22 protein-coding genes and 3 tRNA genes are annotated in these 23,635 nt (G+C 73.8%); 10 read left to right on the top strand and 15 right to left on the bottom strand.

The genetic code is table 11. The features are described 5' to 3' along the window. Window positions 1-38 precede the first annotated feature (38 nt). From NR072_RS09985 to NR072_RS10010, 6 genes are all read right to left on the bottom strand, one after another. Window positions 39-287 carry a hypothetical protein gene (locus NR072_RS09985; RefSeq protein ID WP_256837099.1) on the bottom strand — a complete coding sequence of 83 codons (249 nt, stop codon included), beginning with the start codon at window positions 285-287 and terminating at the stop codon, window positions 39-41. A 119-nt stretch (window positions 288-406) separates the two neighbouring features. Then, window positions 407-634, bottom strand: coding sequence for a helix-turn-helix domain-containing protein (locus tag NR072_RS09990; RefSeq protein WP_052520020.1), 228 nt, complete (start codon window positions 632-634; stop codon window positions 407-409). Window positions 635-783: 149 nt separating this feature from the next. Beyond that, complete coding sequence (locus NR072_RS09995; protein WP_041102872.1) at window positions 784-1,275, bottom strand: hypothetical protein; 492 nt, start codon at window positions 1,273-1,275, stop codon at window positions 784-786. Further along, window positions 1,272-2,492: a site-specific integrase gene (locus NR072_RS10000; RefSeq protein ID WP_166437819.1), complete on the bottom strand. Its 1,221-nt coding sequence runs from the start codon at window positions 2,490-2,492 to the stop codon at window positions 1,272-1,274. Before NR072_RS10000 ends, NR072_RS09995 begins: the two co-directional genes overlap by 4 nt. 161 nt (window positions 2,493-2,653) lie before the next feature. Then, a tRNA-Ser gene (locus NR072_RS10005) sits at window positions 2,654-2,745 on the bottom strand. A 196-nt stretch (window positions 2,746-2,941) separates the two neighbouring features. Beyond that, the gene (locus tag NR072_RS10010; RefSeq protein ID WP_036383728.1) at window positions 2,942-3,820 is read right to left on the bottom strand and encodes a PRC and DUF2382 domain-containing protein; all 879 of its coding nucleotides are present in this window, start codon (window positions 3,818-3,820) and stop codon (window positions 2,942-2,944) included. Between the two features lie 291 nt (window positions 3,821-4,111). Here NR072_RS10010 and NR072_RS10015 point away from each other — a divergent pair, with 291 nt between their 5' ends. Beyond that, entirely contained in the window at window positions 4,112-6,067 is a 1,956-nt protein-coding gene (locus tag NR072_RS10015; RefSeq protein ID WP_095354008.1) for an FAD/NAD(P)-binding domain-containing protein, read from the top strand. A gap of 84 nt (window positions 6,068-6,151) precedes the next feature. Here NR072_RS10015 and NR072_RS10020 read toward each other — a convergent pair whose 3' ends face one another. The 3 genes from NR072_RS10020 to NR072_RS10030 form a co-directional block, all read right to left on the bottom strand. Next, window positions 6,152-8,896 carry an ExeM/NucH family extracellular endonuclease gene (locus NR072_RS10020; RefSeq protein WP_256837109.1) on the bottom strand — a complete coding sequence of 915 codons (2,745 nt, stop codon included), beginning with the start codon at window positions 8,894-8,896 and terminating at the stop codon, window positions 6,152-6,154. A 27-nt stretch (window positions 8,897-8,923) separates the two neighbouring features. Continuing rightward, entirely contained in the window at window positions 8,924-11,188 is a 2,265-nt protein-coding gene (locus NR072_RS10025; protein WP_256837111.1) for a bifunctional UDP-sugar hydrolase/5'-nucleotidase, read from the bottom strand. Window positions 11,189-11,330: 142 nt separating this feature from the next. Continuing rightward, a tRNA-Ser gene (locus NR072_RS10030) sits at window positions 11,331-11,418 on the bottom strand. Between the two features lie 136 nt (window positions 11,419-11,554). Here NR072_RS10030 and NR072_RS10035 point away from each other — a divergent pair. Continuing rightward, entirely contained in the window at window positions 11,555-12,616 is a 1,062-nt protein-coding gene (locus NR072_RS10035; RefSeq protein ID WP_081097720.1) for an NAD(P)H-quinone oxidoreductase, read from the top strand. Continuing rightward, window positions 12,613-13,062, top strand: a complete 450-nt coding sequence (locus NR072_RS10040; RefSeq protein WP_073117220.1) for a hypothetical protein — start codon at window positions 12,613-12,615, stop codon at window positions 13,060-13,062. The genes NR072_RS10035 and NR072_RS10040 overlap by 4 nt, the downstream gene beginning before the upstream one ends. A gap of 74 nt (window positions 13,063-13,136) precedes the next feature. Here NR072_RS10040 and NR072_RS10045 read toward each other — a convergent pair. Then, window positions 13,137-13,210 (bottom strand) — tRNA-Thr (locus NR072_RS10045). 182 nt (window positions 13,211-13,392) lie between these two features. Here NR072_RS10045 and NR072_RS10050 point away from each other — a divergent pair. Further along, complete coding sequence (locus NR072_RS10050) at window positions 13,393-14,127, top strand: HAD family hydrolase (protein ID WP_256837114.1); 735 nt, start codon at window positions 13,393-13,395, stop codon at window positions 14,125-14,127. A gap of 29 nt (window positions 14,128-14,156) precedes the next feature. Here the strand turns inward: NR072_RS10050 and NR072_RS10055 are convergent, their stop codons facing one another. After that, window positions 14,157-15,347 (bottom strand): DNA polymerase III subunit delta', encoded by a 1,191-nt coding sequence (locus NR072_RS10055; RefSeq protein ID WP_256837116.1) that lies wholly within the window; start codon window positions 15,345-15,347, stop codon window positions 14,157-14,159. Next, a complete protein-coding gene (tmk, locus tag NR072_RS10060) occupies window positions 15,344-16,003 on the bottom strand; it encodes a dTMP kinase (protein ID WP_256837118.1) in 660 nt (219 codons plus the stop codon). The genes NR072_RS10055 and tmk overlap by 4 nt, the downstream gene beginning before the upstream one ends. A gap of 69 nt (window positions 16,004-16,072) precedes the next feature. Between tmk and NR072_RS10065 the strand changes: the two genes are divergently transcribed. Continuing rightward, a complete protein-coding gene (locus tag NR072_RS10065) occupies window positions 16,073-16,381 on the top strand; it encodes a DUF2516 family protein (RefSeq protein WP_256837120.1) in 309 nt (102 codons plus the stop codon). Window positions 16,382-16,406: 25 nt separating this feature from the next. Here NR072_RS10065 and NR072_RS10070 read toward each other — a convergent pair whose 3' ends face one another. Continuing rightward, window positions 16,407-17,249 (bottom strand): class I SAM-dependent methyltransferase, encoded by an 843-nt coding sequence (locus NR072_RS10070; RefSeq protein WP_256837122.1) that lies wholly within the window; start codon window positions 17,247-17,249, stop codon window positions 16,407-16,409. 49 nt (window positions 17,250-17,298) lie between these two features. Here NR072_RS10070 and NR072_RS10075 point away from each other — a divergent pair, with 49 nt between their 5' ends. Continuing rightward, the gene (locus NR072_RS10075) at window positions 17,299-18,057 is read left to right on the top strand and encodes a phosphoglyceromutase (RefSeq protein WP_041104716.1); all 759 of its coding nucleotides are present in this window, start codon (window positions 17,299-17,301) and stop codon (window positions 18,055-18,057) included. Between the two features lie 62 nt (window positions 18,058-18,119). On the opposite strand, the gene phoU is transcribed toward NR072_RS10075, so the two are convergent. Further along, entirely contained in the window at window positions 18,120-18,788 is a 669-nt protein-coding gene (gene phoU, locus NR072_RS10080; RefSeq protein ID WP_036316039.1) for a phosphate signaling complex protein PhoU, read from the bottom strand. A gap of 162 nt (window positions 18,789-18,950) precedes the next feature. On the opposite strand from phoU, the gene NR072_RS10085 reads away from it, so the two are divergent. Then, window positions 18,951-20,180 (top strand): cell wall metabolism sensor histidine kinase WalK, encoded by a 1,230-nt coding sequence (locus NR072_RS10085; protein ID WP_036384686.1) that lies wholly within the window; start codon window positions 18,951-18,953, stop codon window positions 20,178-20,180. After that, window positions 20,177-20,857 (top strand): response regulator transcription factor, encoded by a 681-nt coding sequence (locus NR072_RS10090; RefSeq protein ID WP_002858071.1) that lies wholly within the window; start codon window positions 20,177-20,179, stop codon window positions 20,855-20,857. Before NR072_RS10085 ends, NR072_RS10090 begins: the two co-directional genes overlap by 4 nt. Window positions 20,858-20,948: 91 nt before the next feature. Here NR072_RS10090 and NR072_RS10095 read toward each other — a convergent pair whose 3' ends face one another. Beyond that, window positions 20,949-21,500 (bottom strand): hypothetical protein, encoded by a 552-nt coding sequence (locus NR072_RS10095; RefSeq protein ID WP_036384688.1) that lies wholly within the window; start codon window positions 21,498-21,500, stop codon window positions 20,949-20,951. 201 nt (window positions 21,501-21,701) lie between these two features. Between NR072_RS10095 and NR072_RS10100 the strand changes: the two genes are divergently transcribed. Together NR072_RS10100 and ispF are read left to right on the top strand one after the other, a co-directional pair. Continuing rightward, on the top strand, window positions 21,702-22,184 hold the full coding sequence (locus NR072_RS10100) for a CarD family transcriptional regulator (RefSeq protein WP_002858073.1): 483 nt from the start codon (window positions 21,702-21,704) through the stop codon (window positions 22,182-22,184). 130 nt (window positions 22,185-22,314) lie between these two features. Beyond that, window positions 22,315-23,613: a 2-C-methyl-D-erythritol 2,4-cyclodiphosphate synthase gene (gene ispF / locus NR072_RS10105; protein WP_256837127.1), complete on the top strand. Its 1,299-nt coding sequence runs from the start codon at window positions 22,315-22,317 to the stop codon at window positions 23,611-23,613. The last annotated feature ends 22 nt before the right edge of the window (window positions 23,614-23,635 follow it).

The raw sequence follows: 23,635 nt of genomic DNA on the forward strand, positions 1-23,635 counted from the left end.
GTCTGAGACGACACGCCCGACCACCGGGCGCTACACCACTATGCGGGACTCAACTCGGCCGCGTGCCACACCCGGAAACGGGTCACAGACCGGTCCTCCGCCGCGTCAGCGCCGTCCCAGCCCGCGAACGTGCGGGCCACGGACTCCACGATGGCCGGGTGTGCTGTGCACTCGTGTTCGGATGCCAGGGCCAGCACGAGCGCCAGGGCGCGGCCCCAGTCCCCGCAGGTGCACGAGGGGGCGTGCTCGGCCTCGGCCAGCCGGCCCAGCAGGTCGGCAACGAACAAGGGGGTGGCCAGCCCCTCGGGGGCGCTCGCGGTCGGTATCCTGGTCTCGTCGCCGTCATACGACTTCCAGGGCGCCGCTCCTACAGCGTGGGGGCGGCGTTCTCGTGTCTGGGGGAGGGTCACGCGGCCTCACCGGCCTTCAGAGCGGCCAGGCTGGTGACCGGCTCGCGCAGGGCTAGCAGACTGTCCCGGTCCACGCGGATGGGGCGGCGGCGGTTGGTGCTGGGGCCGATGCGGTAGGCCTTCAGGTCACCGGACGCGATCAGTCGGCGGATGGTGTCTCGGGACACTTGGAGCAGGTCGGCGGACTGAACGATGGTCAGGTGCGACGGGAGAGGGGCAGACATGCGGTGTACCTCCGGGCATGACTCTGAGGCCTTCCCTGGTCCCTACATTGGGCGTCCAGCTTGGGCCTAGTCAGCCCGGCGCATCTACGCGCGGACTAGAGGTCACGATGCCTCCCGCTACTAAGAATCATACATGCGCGCAGACGTGCCTACTCTGGCCGTACTTGTTGGCGCGCCTGTATCAGCTCGCGGACCGTGACGGATTCCCGGCCCGCCGCAAGCAGGAGGTCCAGCAGCCGCCACAGCTCGGGCTCCGGGCAACGCAGCTCGGGGGTTCGCCCCGCTCGGGCACACCGCTCGCACCACAGGATGACGCGGTTCTCGATTGGGGCAGAGACATCCCGGGGTTCCCCGTACTCGTTCAGCAGCTCGAAGAGCGGCCGGGACTGACCGTGCTGGTAGTAGAACCGGTGACCCGGCTTGTCGGACACCCAGCCCAGTTCGGCGGCGTTCCGGTCTGGCGACGGGTGTTTCCTCTCGGCCCGCCACGCACGGCTAGTACCCGGTATCTCGATCCAGTCCACGGGCGAGCCGTCCGCAGTCCCCATGAAGCGGGTGACGATCCACCGGCGCTCACCCCGGTGCCGGGGGTGGGCACAGACCACCGTGATGAAGTGCCCCTGACGGCTCGGCGTGCTCATGCGTCCTCCCCGGTCATCCGGTCGGCGAGCGCGGCGAGCCGGTTCCGTTCGGCGTGCTGGTAGATGCGGACCGCCTTGGGGTCGGAGTGTCCGGCGAATGCCATCAGCTCGGCCTCCGTGGCCCCTTGCTGGCCCATGCGGGTCAGGCCGGTGTGCCGCAGCCCGTGGAATGTGAACCGACCCAACGGCTCCGCCCCGGCGTCCTCGCGCTCGCGGTTGAGCAGGTCCACGGCGGATTTGAGCCGCTTCCCGATGGTGTTCGGGTTGTTCAGCCGGTTCCCACCGCCGCGCCGGGGAAACAGCAGCGCCTCCGCCGTGGCCCCGACGTGCTGGGCCAGGTGGGCCGTCAGCGCCTCTCTGGCGAGCGCGGGAACATAAATGGTCCTCCGCCCGGCCTCGGACTTGGGCGGGGCCTCGTAGAGGCCTCTCCCGCGTGCCTGCACCTGTGTCTCGATCCGCAGCATGAGCCGTCCGGCGTCATCGGTGACGACGTGCCGACGCCGCAGGGCCAGGGCCTCGCCGATCCGCAAGGCACACCATCCGGCGGTGAGGATCAGCGCCCGGTCCTCGGGGTAGGTCATCAGCTCGGACAGGCGGGCCAGCTCGGAGGGGGCGAGGATCGTCACCTGCCGGTGCTCGCGCCGCCGGGTGCGGGTCAACGCGGGCACAGGGGAGGCGGTAATCCACGGGGTGAATCCTCGGGGCAGGTCGCGGGCCTGACCGGCGGCGAACTTGAACAGCGCCGTGACGGTCCCGTGAACTTCCGGGGCCACTGATGCCCCGTGGTCGGACTCCAACCTGTCCAGCCATGCATTCAGGTCCACCGTCGTCACCGCGCCCACAGCCCGGTCGCCGAACTCCGGGAGGAAATGCCCCTCTAGGTGCCGCCGGTAGGTGTAGACGCTGCCCCAGGCCAGCCCGGCCCCCTCCTTCCATGCCAAGAAAGCATCGGCCAGCTGGCGCACCGTCCGGGACTCGGCGGCGGCGCGGGCGCTCGCGGCCTCCGCCTCGGCCTTCAGCGCCCTGCGCCGTTCGGCAGGGGGAATGAACGTGCCCCGGGCAACCTCCCCCTGGGCCACGGCTAGAGCGGCTTTCGCGTCCGCCAGCGCGGCGAACGTGCCGAGACTGAACTCCCGATCCTGGGCGTACAGCTTCACGCGGTAGCGCCCGCTCGGGTTCAGGGTGATGCCGCGTGGGAGCTTGCGCGGGGTCGCCATGTCCGGGCCTCCGTTCCAGTCGCGGCCCGACCGACTATCGACTAGTCGGGCATTAGTCGGGATTGAGGCTACCCTGTGCCTACTGGTGCATACTCCGTGTCCCCACGAAAACGGCCTAGCAATGCGGAAAGGGCCGGAATCGCGTGGATTCCGGCCCTCTCTGGCGGAGACGGGGGGATTTGAACCCCCGGCCCAACTTTCGTCGAGCCCTTCATTAGCAGTGAAGTCCATTCGGCCGCTCTGGCACGTCTCCTCCATCCGGCGCGCCTCGCACGGGGCGACGCGCGGTCAGACCGGTTCAGTTTAGCGCGCCAGGCCAGGGCAGGGCAAAGGAGCGGCGTGCTCACGGACGGATCACCATCGCGCACGAGCGGGGCCCCGGATCCATGGATCCGGGGCCCCGCGTGATCTGTCAGCCGTCCGGCCTGAGGCCGACGCGTCCGTTCAGATCAGATGCGATCCTTGCGGTCGTTGCGGCCGTCGAGGTCGCGATCGGTGGCGTCGCCGTCGACCTTGACGTCCTCGTGGCGGACCTCCTCGGTCACCGTCTCGGTGTCCTGCACCTGGCGCTTGCCCAGGGAGACCTTCTCGGCGTCCACGGTCTTGTTGACGACCGGGGTCTCCTCGTAGGTGGTGACCTCGACGTCGCCGTCGCGGCCGGCGGTGCGGGCCTCGGCGGAGTTCGGGTCGACGGACTCGCGCTCCACCACGACCTCCTCGCGGGTGACGGGCACCTCGACGGTCTCGGTGGTGGTGTAGGCCTGCTTGCGCAGACGGACGCGGCCGGAGGCGCGGCGCTCGGTGCCGACGTTCAGGTGCTCGTCCTTGACGACGACGGAGTCGGCGTCGGTCACCTCGCGGCGGTCACGATCGGCCACGTCGCGGCGGTCGCCGTCCACGACGGCCTCGTCGCGGCGGTCGGCCACGCCGGCCACACCCGCGGTGCCGGCCACGCCGGCGGCGCCGGCGTCGGTGCGCACGTCGTCACGACGCACGTCGCCGTCGTGATCCGCGGCGGAGTACTCCATGGAGTAGTACTCGTAGATGCGCTGCTCCTCCTCGGGGGTCAGCGAGCCGTCCGCGTCCACGTTCGGGGCGTCCTTCACGAAGGACTTCTCGAAGGGCACCGTGATGCCGTCGGCGGTGGTCTGGGCCTGCTGCAGCGGCACGAAGGTCTCGCGGGCGCCGAACAGGCCGGTCTTCACCGTGACGAAGGTGGGCTCGTTGGTGACGTCGTCGAGGTAGACCTGACCGACGGAGCCGATCTTGTCGCCGTCGGTGGCGAAGACGGTGGAGTTCTGCAGCTGGTCGAGAGCGTTGCGGTCCATGAGGAATTCTCCTTCTGAATTGGTGTTTTGTTGCCTTACGCTCATTCACAATTCCCCATGGGCCCGAGTGGCGTCAACCATCGGCCCCCCAGATTCCCAATTCCCAGACTTCTCCCAGAATCTCGGTGTGATCCGCATGATTCCGCGGATTCTTCGTCCGGGCCTGCTGTGGATCCTGGGGGATCGGTGGGAGTGTGGCGCATGCGGTCCGCGACCCTTGACGGCCACCGATATTGTGTGGAATACGCGCGCCGCAGGCGTGAAAACGATCCCGAGGAGAGTGGAGGCCCCATGTCCGAGCCCCTGGTGGCCGAGCGCCGCCTCGCAGTGGTGGGAGCCGGCCCCCGCGGCGTCATGCTGCTGGAGCGGATCCTCGCCCGACTCGAGGGCGCGGCCCCGGACGCACACCCCCGGCGGCTGCGCATCGACGTCGTGGACCCCTACCCGCCCGGGCCAGGGCGGGTGTGGCGCACGGACCAGTCCGAGCTGTACCTCATGAACACCCCCGCGTTCTTCCCGACCGCGTGCGCCGCCGACAACCCCGGTCTGCGCCCCTCCACCGCCGCCCAGACCTTCGACCAGTGGCGTCGCGTGCACCCGGAGGCCAGCCTCGGCGTGCGCCGCCACCAGTACCCGGCCCGAGCGGTCTACGGGCGCTACCTCCGGCACCTGTACAAGGACGTCGTCGCGGGGCTGCGCGCCCGCCCCGAGGTCGTCGAGGTCGTCGAGCACCGCGCGGAGGCCACCGCCCTGCACCCCCGGCCCGACGGCGGCGCCCGCCTGGAGCTGCGGGACGCCGACGGTGCGGTCTCCGCGCTCGACGCGGACGCCGTCGTGCTCTGCCTGGGCCATCAGCCGGCGGAGCTCAGCCCCGGCCAGAACCGGATGGCCGCCGCCGCGCGGGGCAGGGACGAGCTGCACTACCAGGGCCCGCAGATCCCCTCGGACGTGGACTGGGAGACCGTGGAGGCCGGGGCGGACGTCCTCGTGCGGGGCATGGGCCTGAACGCGTTCGACCTGCTGGCCCAGCTCACCCAGGGCCGGGGCGGGGTGTACCGCCGCACCGGCGACGGACCCGGCCGGGCCCTGCGGTACGAGCCGTCGGGGGACGAGCCGCGCCTGCACCTGATGTCCCGCCGCGGCATCCCGTACCTGCCCAAGGCCGAGGTGGACGCCTTCGTGCCCCGCGGCGTCACCCTCAGCTACCTCTCCGACGCCGCCGTGGACGCCCTCGCCGCCCGGCACGGGGCCCTGGACCTCGCCGAGCACCTCTGGCCGCTGCTGCACCGCGACGTGGTCCGGCACTACTACGCCACGCTCGTCCGGGCCCAGCCCGAGATCCTCGGCGGCCCCGTCGAGGCGCGCCGATTCCTCGGGGAGCTCGTCGGCCAGCTCGAGGAGGCCGGCCGCGGCGCCCCCGTGACCTCCGCGCACGCCGAGGAGCTCCTCCAGCGGTACGCCCCCGGCCGGCGCTTCCTCGACATCCTGGCCTATGGGTCCCCGTTCGAGGACGCCGTGTTCGCCTCCCATGAGGACTATCAGCGGGCCGTCGCGGAGCTCATGGAGCAGACCTGCGTCGAGGCCGCCCTCGGGGAGGAGTCCCCGTTCATGATGGCCGTCGGCGCGCTTCATGCCGGCCGACTGCGGATCAAGGCGTGGGTCGCCGAGGGCCGGATCACCGAGGCCTCCCGCATCCGGGACGTCCAGGGCTGGTTCGAGCCGCTGGTCGAGGGCCTCGCCTCCGGCCCGCCCCTGTGGCGCGTGGAGCAGATGCTCGCGGTGCACCGGGCCGGCCTGCTCACCTGGGCCGGCCCCGCGCCCGTGGTCGAGGCCGAGGAACACGCATTCACCGCCCACAGCCCCCAGGTGGGAGCGCAGGACTCGCTGGGGCCCGCCGTCGTCGAGGGGGCCTGGCTGGTGGAGGCGATGATGCCGCCCAACCGCGTGCAGGCCGCCGCCTCCCCGCTGGTCCGTCAGATGCTGGCGGACGGCGTCGCCGCGGCCGGGACGTGGGAGGACGAGGAGGGTGTGCGCGTGCCCGCCACCGGCTTCGACGTCACGGCCCGCCCGTACCGGCTGCGGGCCGCGGACGGCACGGTCCACGCGGACGTGTTCGTGCTGGGCCTGCAGCTCTCGGGCGTGCAGTGGGGCACCGCGATCGCGGCCGAGGCCGGGGCCGATCCGGCCGGACGTGCCCTCTTCCTCGCCGACGCCGACGCCGCCGCGACGGCTGTGCTCGCCGGCTGAGCCCCCACGACGACGGCGGGGCCGTCCGGGTGGCTCCCGGACGGCCCCGCCGTCGTCATGCCGGGTGCGGCGCCCCGCGTCCCGTCAGGGACGGACCGGCCCGCGGCCCTTGCCGGGGTGCTCCGGGCCGTGGCCCTTGCCCGGGTGGTCGCCGCCGTGACCCGGGGTCGCGCCGACGCAGCGCAGCCACTCGCGCACGGAGTTCGCGGGCTTGCCCGGCACGCCGCGCGGATCGGTCACGCCGTCGCAGGTCTCGCCCGGGGAGGGCTCCGGCTCCGGGGTCGGCTCGGTCACGGGCGCGTCGAGCTGGAGGCCCACCAGGATCGGGTTGTGGTCCGAGGACCGCCACTGGTCCGCGGAGTACAGGTCCTCGGCCACGTAGTTGTGGCGCGAGTACTCCAGTGCCACGGATTCGTTCGCGTTGATCATCCAGATGTCCTGGCCGGTGATCGCCGTCGCCGCCGACGGCGAGGCGTAGATCCCGTCCAGGCTGCCGACGGCGCCGCCGAACGCGTACGAGTACTCGCCCGTGAGCGTGCCCTGCGAGAGGTACCCGGCCGCCTCGAGCACGCGGATCGGGTCCTCCTTCTCGTAGGCGTTGAAGTCGCCCATCAGCAGGACGCGGTCGGTGCCGGTCTCGGCCTTCATGCGCTCGGCGAAGGCCACGAGGGCCTCGGCCTGGCCCACGCGGTCCGCGTTGTACGCGCCCTGGCCGTCGCCCGCGTCCACGTTGTCCCCGGTCGCACCCGAGCCGCCCTTGGACTTGAAGTGGTTGGTGATCGCCACGAAGTCGGTGCCGGCCGCCCCCTCGGACGTGCCGTCGGCGGCGCGGAACAGCTGGGCCATCGGCTCGCGGGCGTTGTCGAAGTTCGTCTGGTCGTCCAGGATCACCGACTCGCCCACCGGGGTGACCTCGGCCGGCTGGTAGATGAACGCGGAGCGGATGACGTCCTCGTCCGCGAGCGCGGGACGGGTGGCCGGGGAGGCCACGTAGGCCCAGCGCTGCTCGCCGGCCTGCGCGTTGAGGGCCTCCACGAGGTGGGCCAGCGCGTGGTCCCGGTCGAGGCCGAACTTCTCGGAGTTCTCGATCTCCTCGAGCGCGACCACCGAGGTGCCGAGGCCGTTGATCGCGGCCGCGATCTTCTCCTGCTGGCGGGCGAACGCCTCGGAGGTGTAGGCGCCGCGCGGCAGGCAGCCGTTCGTGGTGACGGGGGTGCCGGCGCGGTCGCGGTAGGCGCTGCAGCCGGCCACGTCCTGACCCAGGGTCGTGAAGTAGTTGAGCACGTTGAAGCTGCCGACGGTGACGTTGCCGCCGACCGCCTCGGGGGCGGCCTCGGCCGGGCGGGTGTCCTCGATCGTCACGGGCTGGACGGCGGCCGCCGTGGCGTCGGTGAGGTGGCCCAGCGGCTGGAAGGACCACGCGTCGAAGCGCCAGTCGAGGATGACTCCGGTGGTGAACTCCAGGCCCGCGCCCACGCGCACCGGCTGGTCTGCGTCCAGGTACGGCAGCGGGTTCTGGTTGCCCGGCGAGCGCATGAAGTTCGTGGTGGCCCCGTCGTCGAGCACGATCAGCTGCTGCGCGTTGGCGGCCGCGACGGCCTGGGCCTCGGCGCCGGGCCGAGCCACGGACGTCGGGTTGTCCAGCGGCGTGGTGCCGGGGACGATGCCGAGGGAGCCGTACTGGTTGAGGGAGTAGTTGTCCGTGACCGTCCAGTCGCCCTGCGGGGCGAGGACCATGCCCTCGAGCGCCTCACGGTCGGCCTCCTCCAGCGGGAACTCCACCGGCGTGGGGGCCACGGCGCCGGGCTCGGCGACCGGCAGCACGCCGCCGGCGGCGACCTTGATCTGCGTGAGGCCGTAGTGCTCGGCCGCTTCGCCCGTGACCTGGACGTGGTCGCCGAGCGTCACGGAGCCGACCGTGTCCGGCGAGTACACGAACACGCCGTCGGAGGCGCCCGGGGTGGCGTCGGGGGTGTCGCCGCCGGTGCCGGCGGTCTGGATGTAGTAGCCGTCGTAGCCGCCCGTGGAGTACACGGCGGTGACGACGCCGGTGGTGGTCACCTGGCGCCCGGCGTACGGGGTGGCCGTGCCGGTGCCCTGGAGCTGGGCGATGGTGATCCGCTCGGCCGGGGTCGGCTGCGGCTCGGGCTCCGGGGTCGGCTCGCCGCCGGTGGCGGCGGCGTTGGTCGGGGTGACCTGGTCGGTGACGGTGAAGTCGGCGCTGTTGTCGTCCGTGTCCACGCCGTTCGTGCGGGTGAGGGACTTCGGGTCCGAGTTGGCCGAGGGGGCGCCGGCAGCCGCTGTTTCGAAGGTGTTGGTGGCTCCGTAGCCGAGCACGTCCGCGACGCCCGGCACCTGGCCGGTCACCACGGAGCCGACCGGCAGGTCCGTCATGGTGCCCGCCTGGCGCGCGAGCACGATCGTGCCCTTGGTGCCCGCGGGGTTGAACGCCCCGCCGGCCACGAGGTCCGCCTGCGGCAGGGCGGCGCCCGCGGTGCCGTTGGAGCCGCCGGAGACCAGGAAGTGGCCCTTCGCGGGCACCGTGCCGGACAGTGCGACCGTGCCCTGGGTCGCGGCCGTGCCGGCGGCGGAGCGGTACTGCAGGGACCAGCCGTCGAGGCTGATCGGCTGGTCGGTGGGGTTGTAGAGCTCCACGAACTTGTGGGTGTACACGGCGTTCGCGGAGCCGCCGTTGGTGTACGCCTCGTTGATGACGAGGGGGTCGCCGGCCGGGCTGGCCTGGGAGGGCAGGGCCACAGCGGGGGCGAGCAGGGCCAGGGCGGCGGTGGTCACCGCGGTGCGCGCGGCGAAGCGGGGCAGGGGGGTCATGTCGTCCTCGGTCTCGTTCTCGATGGGTCAGCGCGGCAGGCCCGCGGCGGTCAGCCAGGCATGGGCGGAGAAGACGGGGTGCGTGGCGGCGCCGCGCTGCACGCCGCGGCCCTTGCCCGGGTGGTCCTCGCCCTTCACGCGGCCCTTGCCCGGGTGGTCGGCGCCCTTGTCATGGCCCTTGCCATGACCCTTGCCCGGGTGGGTCGGGGCGGGCTGCTCCGGCTCGGTGGGGGTCGGGGCCGCGGTGACCTCGAGGGCATGGCGCACCACGGTCGTGCTGCCGTCGGCGTAGCGCACGGTCATCACGAGCTCGCCCGTGCCCGCGGCGGCGGGGGCGGTGATCCCGGAGAGCGTGACGGTCTCGGAGCCCGCCGGGACGGCCACGGTGCCCAGGGCGGTCTCGGCGCCGTCGGCCGTGCGGAAGGCGACGTCGACCGCGGTCGCCGCGGGGGCGCCGTCGGAGTCCACCACGAGGTCCCCGAGGGTCAGGCCGACGGCCTGCCCGGCCTCGACCGAGGCGGGGGCGTCGGTGACCGGCACGCCGTTCTTGCCGAAGTCCGGGGCGACCGCGCCGTGGGCCGCGTCCTGGGCGCGGGCGTAGTCCGTGATCGCCTGGGAGTCCAACAGGCCCATGTTCACGAAGTTCTGGCGGCCGGTCGCGAAGGCGGTGTAGCCGTCGGGGGCCTTGGTCGGGTCCCCGAGCGTCGTCCAGGTGTCGTCGGCCAGGAACGACTGGCTGGCCACCGTGTACATGCGGTCCGCCTGGAGCGGCTCGCCGTCGATCCACACGCCGGTCACCTTGTCCCCCTGCGGGCGGGACTCGTCGTAGGTCCAGGTCAGCTCCTCGGACCAGCCGAGGGTGAACTTGCGCACGTCGTTCCGCCAGTTCTCCTCGAGGGCCAGCTTGATGGAGGAGCCCGGGATGTCGAAGTAGGTGATGGTGTTGCCGAACGGCGCCATGTCGAGCAGCTCGCCCAGGGTGAGGCGACCGACGAGGTCGGCCGGCTTGGCCGGGAACGCGCCGCCGTCGGTGAAGCGGTCCGTCAGCAGCTCGGAGCGCAGGCCGCCGGGGTTGGTCACGCCGAGGTCCACCTCGGGGTTCGCCTGCTCGGCGGCGTGCTTGACGGCGTCGCCCACCCAGGTGCCCAGGGTGGTCTCGGCCGCGCGCGTGCCGCCGGCCTTCCAGGAGCCGCCGGCGTCGATCAGCTTCTGGTAGTCGGTGGTGATGGAGGCGGACAGGTCGGCCACGACCTCGCCCTGCAGGTCCTCGAAGACCGCGACGGCCTCCTGCTCGATCGCGTACACCTGGGCGGTGACGGGGGATTCCGCGGCGGCCTCGGCGGGGGCCTGCGTGGACCTGGCCAGCAGGCGCGGGGTGAGCCCGGTGACCTCGCCGTCGGCGCCCACGGTCAGCTCGACGGCGGCCAGGTGGCTGCCGGAGGCACCCGCCTGGATCACGGGGCGGTGGGCGCCGCCGGCCGCGGTGTCGTACTGGTAGAGCTGGTGGGTGTGGGCGTTGAAGATGACGTCCACGGCGGAGGAGGTCTCGCCGACGATGCGGTCGAACTCGGCCCGGGCCGCCCGCTCGGCGGCCAGCTCGCCCGCGCCGGCGGCGCCGTCGTGGTACGAGGCCACGATCACGTCGGCGGCGTCCTGGGCCTCCAGCTCGTCCGCGACCGCGTTCACGGCGGCGACCTCGTCGAGGACCTCGTTGCCCTTCAGGCCCGCGCCGGTGGTGGTCGCGTACAGCTCGTTGGGGGAGGCGCCGATGACCGCGACGCGCACGCCGTCGACGTCGAAGACGGCGTGCGAGGTGAGGACGGGCTCCTTGCTCGTCGGGTCCACCAGGTTGGCGGAGAGCACCGAGAACTGGGCCCGGGACTCCACACGGCCCTGCAGGTCGTCCAGGCCCTTGTCGAACTCGTGGTTGCCGGCGGTCAGCGAGGCCAGGCCGAGCGCGTTCATCACGTCGATCGTCGGGTTGTCCTGCTGCACGTTGGACACGGACTTCGAGCCGCCGATCAGGTCGCCGGCGCTGGTCAGCAGCGTGGAGCCGGCACCGTGCTCGGCCTCGAACGCGGTGCGGTAGTCCTCCACGGTGTCCGCGAACTGCGTGCCGATGTAGTCCGCGGACAGCGCGCCGTGGAAGTCGTTGAAGGACAGGATCGAGATGGTGGTCTCGTCCGCGGCGGCCGTCTCGACGGCCAGGGCGGGCGCCGCGCTCGCGGGCGCGAGGACGAGGACGGTGCAGGCGGCCGTGGTGACGGCACGGCGGCGGAACAGGCTGGGCATGGCTCTCCCCGGGATGCGTGATGACAGAGGTGCGCCGCCGGTGGACGGCGGGGTGACGCGGGGAGTCCATCACATCCAGTTGGCCTCCAGGTGAACGAGAGGCGGCGGGCCGTCCGGCCCGCCGCCTCTCGTCGTGTGCACGCGGATGGTGAGGGATTCGAACCCTCGGCACGGGGTCACCGCGCACCGGTTTTCAAGACCGGCTCCTTCGGCCGCTCGGACAACCATCCCGGGCCTGACCGCGACGGCGTGGGCCGCCGCGTCGAGGACCCACTCTAGCCCGTGGCCCGGCGGGCGACCGGTGGCGAGTCCGGCCCCCGCGCGCGAGGATGGACCCTCGACCCCCGACCAGAGGAGGAGACCCCCATGGACGTCCCCGCACAGATGCGCGCCGTGCGATTCACCGGTGCCGGCGACAACGGCGTCGTCCGCGTGGGCCACGAGCCCGTGCCGGACCCCGGCCCGGGCGAGGTGCTGGTGCACGTGGCCGCCGCGGGTCTCAACCGCGCGGACATCGCGCAGCGCGAGGGCCGCTATCCGCCGCCGCGCGGCGCCTCCGAGATCCCCGGGCTCGAGGTCTCCGGCACCGTGGCGGCGCTGGGACCCGAGGCCGGGATGCCGGGGGAGGGGCGCTTCGCCGTCGGTGACCGGGTGTGCGCTCTCCTGGCCGGCGGGGGCTTCGCCGAGTACGTCGCCGTGCCGGCGGGCCAGCTCATGGCCGTCCCCGACGGCGTCGGCCTCGTCGAGGCGGCGGCCCTGCCGGAGGTCGCCTGCACGGTGCACTCGGCGCTCGTGGGCCGTGCGGGCGTGCAGGCCGGGGACCGGGTGCTCGTGCACGGCGCCACCGGCGGCATCGGCTCCTTCGCCGTCCAGTTCCTCGCCGCGCTCGGTGCACGGGTGCTGGGCACCGCCGGCGGCCCGGAGAAGGTGGCGCTCGGTCGGCGGCTGGGCGCCGAGCACATGTTCGACCACCGCGCCGCCGAGTCCGGTGCCTTCGCCCCGTGGGTCAAGGAGGTCACGGACGGCCACGGCGCGGACGTCATCCTCGACGTCGTCGGCGCCCCGTACCTGGCACCCAACGTGTCCGCGCTCGCCCCCGAGGGACGCATCGTGACGCTCGCGGTCCAGGGCGGCGCCGTCCCGGAGGACTTCAACATCATGAAGCTGGTGGTCAAGCGCGGCTGGCTCACGGGGGCGACGCTCCGCTCCCGCTCGGTCGTGGACAAGGCCGGGATCGTGGCCGCGGCCGAACGTGCCGTGTGGCCCCTGGTGGCGGCGGGCCGCATCGACGCGAGCGTCGGGGCGTGCTTCCCGCTCGCCGAGGCCGCCGAGGCGTTCGACTGGTTCGACTCCGCCACCCGCACGGGCAAGGTCGTGCTCGTCACCGACCCCGCCGACGCGCGCCGGCCGTCCGGCGACCGCGCATGAGGGGGCCCTTCGCACGCTTCCGTCAGGAGCGTGCCGACGACCGCGAGCTCGGCACGGGGCTGTGGCGCCGTGCCCACGACCGACTCGGCCGGGCCCTGGACCGCTACTGGCAGGTGCTGGAGGGCCAGCGGGGCACGGACGTGCTGAGCCCCGAGGAGCGCAACGGCGTGGTCCACGCCGGCAACGTCCTCACGGAACGGCTCCCCGCGGTCCGCGCCCTGTGCGTCCGCCTGCACCGGGACCACGAGGGCGACGGCGAGCACATCCCGGCCGAGGCCGCCGACGTCCACCGTGAGCTCTCCCGCGCCGCGCACGAGCTGGCCGCCACCGCCCAGGCCCTCGCCCTGTACCGGCTCGGTCAGGGTTCGGCGGAGTCGGTCGGCCGGCACGCCGAACGCACCCTCGGCCACCTGGACCGGGCGGAGGAGCTGGGAGCCAGGCTCTGACGGCGGCGCGCCCCGGAGGGCCGGCCCGGAGACGAGAGGACCCCGCCGCGTGATCACGCGGCGGGGCCCGGGGGAGCCCCCTGCCGGATTCGAACCGGCGACCTGCTCTTTACGAGGGAGCTGCTCTGGCCAGCTGAGCTAAGGAGGCACGTGACCGTGAACGGCCACGGCTGACGAGCATACCGGTTTCGCGGCCCCGATTCCACCGCACGGCTGGGCGCGCGGGCCACCGAGTGTGGCCCGCCCCTTCTGCGGGCGTTCACCCCCAGGCCATGCCGCGGCCAGACGGGGACGGTTCCCTGGTGGGCACACACCGTCGACGGGAGACGCATGAGCCTGCCCCACGCCCCTCGCACCCCGGCACCCCCCGCCGCGGCCTCGTCAGCCGTGCCCCTCCGCCTGGCCGTGGTGGACATGTCCGGCACGTCCATCGTGGAGCACGGGCTCCAGGACACGGCGTTCGCCCGCACGTTGGACCAGCACGGCGTCCCGGCGGGCACGCCGGAGCACGACGACGCCGCGCGGCGGTTCCGCGCGCTCCGGCCCACCTCGCGCACGGCCGTGTTCCCCCGCGTGTTCGCCGACCGGGCGGTGGCCGCGGCGGCGACCCGCACGTTCGAGGCGACCTTCGACGCGCTGTTGGGCCAGCACGGCGTCAAGGCCGTGCCGGGCGCGGAGGAGGCGCTCATCCGCCTGCGCGCCCTCGGCCTCCACGTGTGCCTCTGCACCGGCTACGCCCGCCACACCCAGAACATGATCCTCGAGTCGCTGGGGTGGATGGGCCTGGCGGATCTGAGCCTCTCCCCGGACGACGCCGGCCGCGGCGTCCCCTACCCGGACATGATCCTCACCGCCCTGCTCGGTCTCGACCTCGACGACGTCCGCAGCGTCCTCGTGGTCGGGGACACCGCGGAGGACATGACGGCCGGGCGCCGCGCGGGGGCCGGACTCGTGGTCGGCGTGCGCACGGGTCGCGACGCGGACGCCGTCCTGCTGGCGGCGGGCGCGGACCGGCTGGTGCCGGGCCTGGCCGACGTGCCGGACCTGGTGGTCCGCACCCGCTGAGCCGGCGCCGGCCCGCCCCGCGCGGCCGCTCAGCGACGTCGCGGGGTGCGCACCCGGCGGGGCAGCAGCGCCAGCATCATGGCTTCGAGGGCCAGCAGCTCCGGCACGTTGGCGGCGATGCGCTCCCGGGCCGTGGTGACGGCGTCGATCCGGGCGAGCACCTCGGCCGAGTCGCCGGCGGCGCCGCGGGCGTACGCCTCGATCTCGCCCCGACGGTGCTCGTTGATGAGCTCGCCGTCGGCGCCCAGCTGCACGCGCAGCACGTCCCGGAACAGGCCCATGACGTCGATCATGGCCCGGTCCAGCGAGTCCCGGACGGCGCGGCGCCGCCGGCGGGTCTGGTCCTCCTCGAGCCGTTTGACGTGGTGGCGGAGCTTGGGCGGGACGGGCTCGCCGGGCTCGAGGCCCAGGGAGCGGCGCAACGCCTCGAGCTCCTCGGCGTCCCGGGCTTCGGCGGCGGACTCGGCCTCGGCCCTGGACACCTCGGCCAACGTGGCGGCCAGGGCCATCGCGTCGGAGACGGCGGTGGCCTGGAGCGGCAGGGAGAGGATGCGCTCGCGGCGTTCGAGGGCCTCCGGGTCCCGCGCGAGGCGGCGGGCCATGCCCACGTGCGACTGGGAGATCCGGGCGGTGGTGAGCGCCGTCTCGCGGTCCAGCCCGTCACGGCGGTGCAGCAGCTCCGCCACCTGCTCCACGGCGGGGATGCTCAGCGTGATCAGCCGGCAGCGGGAGCGGACGGTGGGGAGCACGTCCGCGGGGGACGGGGCGCACAGCATCCAGATCGTGCGGGCCGGCGGCTCCTCGATGGCCTTGAGCAGCACGTTCGTGGCGCGCTCCGTCATGCGGTCCGCATCCTCCATGAGGAAGATCCGCCAGCGTCCGGTCGCGGGGGTGGACTGGCCGGCCTCCACGAGGGCGCGGACGTCCTCGATCCGATAGCTCACCGCCTCGGTGGCCAGCACGGTCACGTCCGGGTGGGTGCCGCCGAGGACGGTGCGGCACGCGTGGCACTCGCCGCAGCCGCGCGCCGCCGGGTCTGCGACCTCGCACTGCAGGGCCGCGGCGAACGCAAGCGCCGCCGTCGACCGGCCGGAGCCGGGCGGGCCCGTGAACATCCAGGCGTGGGTGGGACGGTCCTCGGCCGCGGCGCGGCGCAGCTGGGCCACCGCGGCCTCCTGGCCCGCGAGGTCCGCGAACACGGCGGGGGCGGGGGCCGTCATCGGTCGGCCGCCTGGGCGGTGACGCGGGCCAGCGCGCGGGCGGTGAGCTCCTGCGGCGGCAGCGCGCCGTCGAGCACGAGGTACCGCTCGGGCGCGGCCGCCGCGCGCGCGAGGAAGGCGGCGCGCAGGGCCTCGTGCCGGTCCGCCGTCTCCCGCTCCATGCGGTCGGGGGTGCCCTCGCCCTCCGCCGCGCGCCGGTCACGCCGGTCCGCGGCGGTGGCCGCGTCCACGTCGATCAGCACCGTCAGATCGGGGACGAGGCCGTCCGTGGCCCACTCGTTCAGGGCGGCGATCCGCGCCTCGCCCAGCCCGCGCGCCGCGCCCTGGTAGGCCACGGACGAGTCCACATACCGGTCCGTGACGACGACGGCGCCCCGGGCCAGCGCGGGGCGCAGCGTGCGGACGGCGTGGGCGGACCGGGCCGCGGCGAACAGCAGCGCCTCGGCGCGGGGGTCCACGGGGGCGTGCCCGGGGTCCAGCAGCAGCCCCCGCAGCGTCTCGCCCAAGTCCGAGCCGCCGGGCTCGCGCGTGAGCACCACCTCGTGGCCCGCGGCGCGCAGGGCCTCCGTCAGGGCGCGGGCCTGGGTGGACTTGCCGGATCCGTCCGGTCCCTCGACGGCGACGAACAGGCCGCGATGCTCGGTCTGGGTGCTCACGCCTCGAGCCTAGACGCCGCCCCGGACGGGGAAGGAACCCGGCCGGGCCGACCGCCTAGACTGACCGGCATGAGCGCCCCCCTGCACTTCGCCCTGCTCGTCGACCACTGGCTGTTCCGCGTCCTGGCGATCGCCGCGCTCGTGCTCGAGGTCTGGGCGCTGGTGGACGTCGTCCGGCGCCGCCCCGACGACTTCGCCCGCATCGGGGGCCGGGACAGGAGCTTCTGGCTGATCCTCACCGGCGTCGCCGCCGCCGTCGGGCTCCTCGGCGTGCTCGCCGGCGGCGGGATGGGGATGTTCGGCCTCGTGGCCGCGTGCGTGGCGTGCGTCTACCTCGCCGGCCCCCGCCAGGACATGGGCCCGGCCCTGCGCCGCTGAGGGTCCCGCGCCGTCGGCGCCGCCCTCATGACGACGGCGCCACCGCCGCCCAGCGCACGCTCAGCTCCCCGCGCCGCCACTGGTGCGGGCCGCCCAGCACGGGCCAGCCCGCCGCGCGCAGCGTGCCGACCGTCGCCAGCCACCGCTGCCGCGTCCCGTAGGCCGCGAGCGGGGCGTGCGCGGCCCACGCGGCGTCGGCCTCCGCCAGGAGCCGATGGACGGGCTCCCCGGGCACGTGCCGGTGGATGAGGACCTTCGGCAGGCGCGCCGCCACGTCCGAGGGGCGGGAGAAGAAGCCCAGCCGGAGGGCCACGGTCAGGCTCGCCGGCCCGTCCCGACGCAGATCCACCCAGGCCGCTCGCCGGCCGTCCTCGGAGCAGGTGCCCTCCACGAGGACGCCGTCGTCGGCGAGCCCCGCGCACAGCAGGGACCAGATCGCGGGCACGTCCTCCTCCCGGTACTGGCGCAGCACGTTGAACGCGCGCACCACGGTGGGCGGCCGCGGCACGGGCAGCTCGAAGCCGCCGACCGCCCAGGTGACCCCCGGCAGGCCGCCGGCCCGCTCCCGCGCCCGGGCCACCCGAGCGGGGTCGATCTCGAGGCCCACCAGCTCGAGGGCCGGGTTCTGCACGCGCAGCCGCTGGGCCATCTCGACGGCGGTCACCGGCTCCGCGCCGAAGCCCAGGTCCACGGCCAGCGGGCGGGGAGTGCGCCGCAGCAAGGGGCCGTGCACGTCCGTGAGCCAGCGGTCCACCCGGCGCATCCGCTGCGCCGCCGTCGTGCCGCGGGTGATGTGGCCCTGCGGTCCCCGGGCGGGGCCGGGGCCGGGCGTCGTGCGCGCGCGCAGCCGCCGGGCCTTCTCCACCATGGGCTCCAGCGTAGGGGAGCGGTGGGACGGGTCCGCCTAGGATGGTGACATGGCGAACACCACGTACACGCTGGTCCTGCTGCGGCACGGTCAGAGCGAATGGAACGAGAAGAACCTGTTCACCGGCTGGGTGGACGTCCCGCTGACCGAGAAGGGGCGCGCCGAGGCCGCCCGCGGCGGTGAGCTGCTGGAGGCGGAGGGCATCCGCCCGGACGTGGTCCACACGTCCCTGCTCAAGCGCGCCATCACCACGGCCAACCTGGCCCTCGAGGCCGCGGACCGCCAGTGGATCCCGGTCAAGCGCAGCTGGCGCCTGAACGAGCGCCACTACGGCGCCCTCCAGGGCAAGGACAAGGCCCAGGTGAAGGAGGAGTTCGGCGAGGAGCAGTTCATGGTCTGGCGCCGGTCCTTCGACACCCCGCCGCCCGCCCTGGACGACGACTCCGAGTTCTCCCAGGTCGGCGACGAGCGCTACGCGGACCTGGGCAAGGACGCCCCCCGCACCGAGGCCCTCAAGCAGGTCATCGACCGCCTGCTGCCCTACTGGGAGGAGCAGGTCCTGCCCGACCTCAAGGCCGGCAAGACCGTGCTGATCGCCGCGCACGGCAACTCGCTGCGTGCGCTGGTCAAGCACCTGGACGGCATCTCGGACGAGGACATCGCGGGCCTGAACATCCCGACGGGCATCCCGCTGGTCTACGAGCTGGACCAGAACTTCAAGCCGATCACCGCGAACGGCCGCTACCTCGATCCGGAGGCCGCCGCGGCCGGCGCCGCCGCCGTGGCCGCCCAGGGCTCCGCGCACTGACGCGTCCGACGACGACGGGCCGGGACCCCGCCTGGGGGCCCGGCCCGTGGCGTCGGGGACGGTCAGGAGCCGGTGGCGTCCGGGCGGTGGGTCGCCCACTCGCCCGTGACGAGGTAGCGCACCTTGGCGGCCACGGACAGGCCGTGGTCCGTGAACCGCTCGAGGTAGCGCGAGGCCAGCGTGACGTCCGTGGTGGTGGCCGGCGTCGCGCTCCAGTCCGGGGCGGCGATCGCGCGGAAGACGGACAGGTGCAGCGCGTTGACGTCCTCGTTGAGGGCGTCGATCCGGTCCCCGTGAGCCAGGTCCTGGGTCTCGAGCAGCAGGACGACCTCCTCGGCCACCTCCACGGCGGCGTCGCACATCGCGGTGATCACGGTACGGACCTGTTCCGGGATGACGTGCTCGGGGTAGCGCAGCCGGGTCAGCTGGGCCACGTGGCGGGCGAGGTCGCCCATGCGCTCGAGCGAGGAGCTCATCCGCAGCGTGGCGACGACGGTGCGCAGGTCCGTGGCCACGGGCGCCTGCAGTGCCAGGATGCGCACGGCCTGCTCGTCGAGGGACTCCTGCAGCTGGTCGATCCGCGCGTCCTCCGAGATGACCCGTTCGGCGCCGTGCACGTCGGCCGCCTCGAGGGCGGCCTGCGCGTCCATCATGGCGCGGTGCACGAGGCGGGCGATCTCGGTCAGGTCGCGGCCCAGCCGTTCGAGGTCGGCTCGGTAGAGCTCGCGCATGGTCTCCTCTCCCCGGCGACGCCCGTGCGCCGCCGACCCCGACTCCCGGGGCAACGGTCCACCCTGGCAGGGCAAGATGAACGGCCCATGAACGCCGATCGTCCGGCGTCTGGCGACGCCGGGGCAGCCCGTCTCCGGGCCGCCAGAGGCTAGTCTGGTGCCGTGGATCCCGTCATCATCGGCCTGCTGTGCGGAGCGGTCGGACTGTTCACCGGAGTGGCCTCCATGCTGGCCTTCCGGGCATCCGAGCGCTCGCGGACGGTGGACCTGACGGTCGGCGAGCCCACCCTGGCGCCGGGCGCCGCCGAGGTCCTCTCCGTGGTCGGCCGCGCGTACGCGGTGGTGGACGACGTCGACGGCGTGGTGCGCGCGAACCCCGCGGCCTACGCCCTGGGCCTCGTGCGAGGGCACTCGCTCGTCCAGGACCAGCTGCGAGAGCTCACGCGGACCGTGCGGGCCGACGGCGTCATCGTCGAGCGCCGCATGGAGCTGCCCCGAGGACCCCTCGGGCAGTCGAGCCTCGTCGTCGAGCTGCGCGTGGCCCCGCTGGACGAGGAGTACATCCTGATCCTCGCCGACGACCGCACGGACGTGACCCGCACCGAGGCCATGCGCCACGACTTCGTCGTCAACGTCTCGCACGAGCTCAAGACGCCGGTGGGCGCCATCTCCCTGCTCTCCGAGGCCATCGGCGACGCCGCGGAGGACGAGGAGGCGGTGCGTCGCTTCGCCGCACGCCTGGGCGTCGAGTCCCGCCGGCTCTCGGCCCTCGTGCAGGACATCATCGAGTTCTCCCGGCTGCAGGCCAAGGACGTGGTCCAGGACGGGGGGCCCGTGGACCTCAACGCCGTCGTCGCCGACGCCGTGGACCGCCTGCGCCTGACCGCCGAGGACCGCGGCATCGCGCTGCGCGTGGGCGGCCGCGTGGACGCGGTGGTGCACGGGGACCAGGACCAGCTGATGACCGCGGTGCGCAACCTGGTGGACAACGCGGTGCGCTACTCCCCGGAGGGCACCACGGTGGGCATCGGCCTGAGCTCCGTGGACGGGCTCGCCCAGGTCACCGTCACGGACCAGGGCATCGGCATCAGCCCGGAGGAGCAGGAGCGGGTCTTCGAACGCTTCTACCGCGTGGACGCGGCGCGGTCGCGTCAGACGGGCGGCACGGGCCTGGGGCTGAGCATCGTCAAGCACGTCGTCATCAACCACGGAGGGGAGGTCACCCTCTGGTCCCAGCCGGGCCGCGGGTCGACCTTCACCATCCGACTGCCCGAGTGGGGGGACGGTGTCGCCGTCGACGGCGCGCCGGGCGCCGCCCACGTCACCGAGCGGCGCGGTCACCGGGTGACCGCCTCGGCCGCACCCCCGACCCGGAAGGAGACGAGCGCATGAGCCGCATTCTGATCGTGGAGGACGAGGAGTCGTTCAGCGACCCCCTGTCCTACCTCCTGGAGAAGGAGGGGTTCGAGGTCACCGTCGCCGCCGACGGCAACGAGGCGCTGAGCGTCTTCGAGCGCGACAGCGCGGACCTGATCCTCCTGGACCTGATGCTCCCGGGGATGTCCGGCACCGAGGTGTGTCGTCAGGTGCGCCAGCGCTCCAACGTCCCCGTGATCATGCTGACCGCGAAGGACTCGGAGATCGACAAGGTCGTCGGCCTCGAGCTCGGGGCGGACGACTACGTGACCAAGCCGTACTCCTCGCGTGAGCTGGTGGCCCGCGTCCGCGCCGTGCTGCGCCGTCAGGGGGAGCAGGAGGAGCCGATGTCGGCGACCATCAGCGCCGGCCCCGTGCGCATGGACGTCGAGCGGCACGTCGTCTCCGTGGACGGCGAGCAGGTGTCCCTGCCGCTCAAGGAGTTCGAGCTGCTGGAGATGCTGTTGCGCAACGCCGGGCGCGTGCTCACCCGCGGCCAGCTGATCGACCGCGTGTGGGGCTCCGACTACGTGGGGGACACCAAGACCCTCGACGTGCACGTGAAGCGCCTGCGCTCCAAGATCGAGCCCGATCCCTCGAGCCCCCGCTACCTCGTCACGGTGCGCGGCCTGGGCTACAAGTTCGAGGCCTGACCGGCGCGCTGCACCCGGGACGACGACGGCCCCGGCTCCACCTCGCGGTGGGGCCGGGGCCGTGGCGTGCCGGGCGCAGGCCCGGCGGAGGTCAGTGCTCCTCGCCGTAGTGGTGGGTCTCCTCGTGGAGGTGCCCGACGAGATCCTCCTCCGAGGGCTCGACTCCCTCGGGGAGCAGGTCACGGTACTGCTCCTGGGTGGCGCTCAGCAGCGGGACGGCCAGGTCGGCGGTGCCGCCGTTGCCGGAGACGGTCACGGGCAGGTTCTCGCCGACCCACACGCCCTCGCGCTCCAGGACGGTCGTGTTCGCCTCGTCTTCGAGCTTGCGGCTCTCGCCGGCGGGGACCTTCAGGGTCGCGGAGCCGCCGCCCTCGGCCTGGAAGGTGTAGGTCTGATCCTGGCCGGAGGTGTTCTCCACGGTGCCGATCAGGCGGGCGGGGCCCGACTCGCCGTCGCCGACGAGGGCGAGGTTGCGGTAGCTCAGGAAGTCCTGCTCCTGGCCGTTGATGCCGTCCGAGGGGGAGTACTGGATGGCGGTGGCGATCGGGCTCACGGCGGAGCAGCCGGTGGCGCCCAGCAGGGCGACCGCGGCCAGCGCACCTGCGGCGAGGTGGCGCCGGGCGGGCCGGGATGCGTTCTTCACAGAGGTCTCCTCAGGTGCGATGACGTGCTCAGGAGCCCCGAGGCAGGGGTCCTGCCAGGTCAGGCTACCGCATCCCGGGACGCCGGCCGGCCCGTGGCGCCGGGTCGTCCACTATCACATCCGGAGGCCGAAGATGTGACGGCGCGCGCGGCATGACGAGGCCGCATGATAGAATGAGACGACTGAAAGGGGCACAACAACATGGTTTTTGAGGTCGGAGAGACCGTCGTCTACCCCCACCACGGTGCTGCGCGGATCGAGGAGATCAAGATGCGCACCATCAAGGGGGAGGAGAAGATGTACCTCAAGCTCAAGGTGGCGCAGGGAGACCTGACCATCGAGGTCCCTGCGGAGAACGTCGACCTCGTCGGCGTGCGTGACGTCGTGGATGCGGAGGGGCTCGAGCACGTCATGGAGGTCCTGCGCGCCGAGCACGTGGAGGAGCCGACCAACTGGTCCCGCCGCTACAAGGCCAACCTGGAGAAGCTCGCCAGCGGCGACGTCAACAAGGTGGCCGAGGTCGTCCGCGACCTGTGGCGCCGCGACCAGGACCGCGGCCTGTCCGCCGGCGAGAAGCGCATGCTCTCGAAGGCCCGCCAGGTGCTCGTGTCCGAGCTGGCACTGGCCAAGAAGGTCACCGAGGAGGAGGCCGAGGGCCGCCTGGACAAGGTGCTCGAAGGCTGACGAGCAGCACACGGCAGGGGAGGGGCCCGCGTCCACGACGCGGGCCCCTCCCCTGTCTCGTCCCCGGCCACGGCCGTCGCCGCCGGGGGTCCCGGGCCACGGACACCGGCACGCTCCCTAGGATGAGGCCATGCCCACCGCCCTCGTGATCGCCGCCGCCGGCGCCGGCACCCGCCTCGGTGCCGGGCTGCCCAAGGCCCTCGCCCCCCTCGCGGACGGCCGCACCCTCCTGCACCACTGCCTGGCCTCCGTCGCCACCGCGCGCGCGGCCGGGCTCGCCCTGGACGCCGTCGTGGTGCTCACCCCGCCGGCGGGGGCCGACGCCGGCCGCGTGGCCGCCGAGGTCGACGCCGGCCCGCACCTGGACGTGCCCGTGCACTGCGTGCCCGGCGGCGCCGAGCGCGCGGACTCGGTCCGCGCCGGACTCACCGCGGCCTCCCGCGCTCTGGCCGACCTCGCCCCGGCGGGGGCGCCCCGCCGCGTCCTCGTCCACGACGCGGCCCGCGCGCTGACCCCGCCGAGCGTGTTCGCGGCCGTCACGGCGGCGCTCGGGACCGGCGCGGTCGCCGCGGTCCCAGGCCTGCCGCTGACGGACACCGTCAAGCAGGTCACCCCCGGACGGGGCGGCGTCGACGTCGTCGCGGCCACGCCGGCCCGCGCCGGACTGCGCGCGATCCAGACGCCGCAGGGCTTCGACCTGGACACCCTGCTGGCGGCCCACGAGGCCGTGCGCACGGACCCCACGCTCGACGCCGCGGCGCTCACCGACGATGCGATGGTCATGGAGGCCGCGGGGCACGAGGTCGTGGTGGTGCCCGGCGACCCGGCCGCGTTCAAGGTCACCGCCCCCGCCGACCTCGACCTCGCCCGCCTCGAGCTCGCCCGCCGCGCCCCCCAGGGGGCCTCCATGCGCCAGCCCACCCGCCCCGCCGTCGCGGCCGCCCCCCTGCCGCGCGTGGGGATCGGCACCGACGTGCACGCGTGGGCACCCGAGGATGCCCCCCGGCCCCTGTGGCTCGGCGGCATCCACTGGCCCGGAGAGCGGGGCGTGGCCGCGACCTCGGACGGGGACGTGGCCGCCCACGCGGCGTGCAACGCCCTGCTCTCCGCCGCCGGCCTCGGCGACCTCGGCGCCGTGTTCGGCGTCGACCGGCCCGAGATGGCGGACGCCTCCGGCGCGGACATGCTCCGCGAGGTGCTGCGCCTGCTGACGGAGGCGGGCGTCGCCGTCGGGAACGTGGCGGTCCAGGTGGTCGCGCCCCGGCCCAAGGTGGGCACGCGCCGCGCGGAGATGGAGGCCGCCCTCTCCGCCGCCCTCGGCGGGGCCCCCGTGTCCGTCTCCGCCGCCACCACGGACCGGCTGGGGTTCATCGGGCGCAAGGAGGGGCTGGTCGGGATCGCGACCGCGCTCGTCGTCCCCGCGGCCTGAGCCCGCGCCGGCGCACCGACTA

The sequence above is a fragment of the Micrococcus sp. Mcc89 genome (genome assembly GCF_024519795.1).
Classification (GTDB): domain Bacteria; phylum Actinomycetota; class Actinomycetes; order Actinomycetales; family Micrococcaceae; genus Micrococcus; species Micrococcus luteus.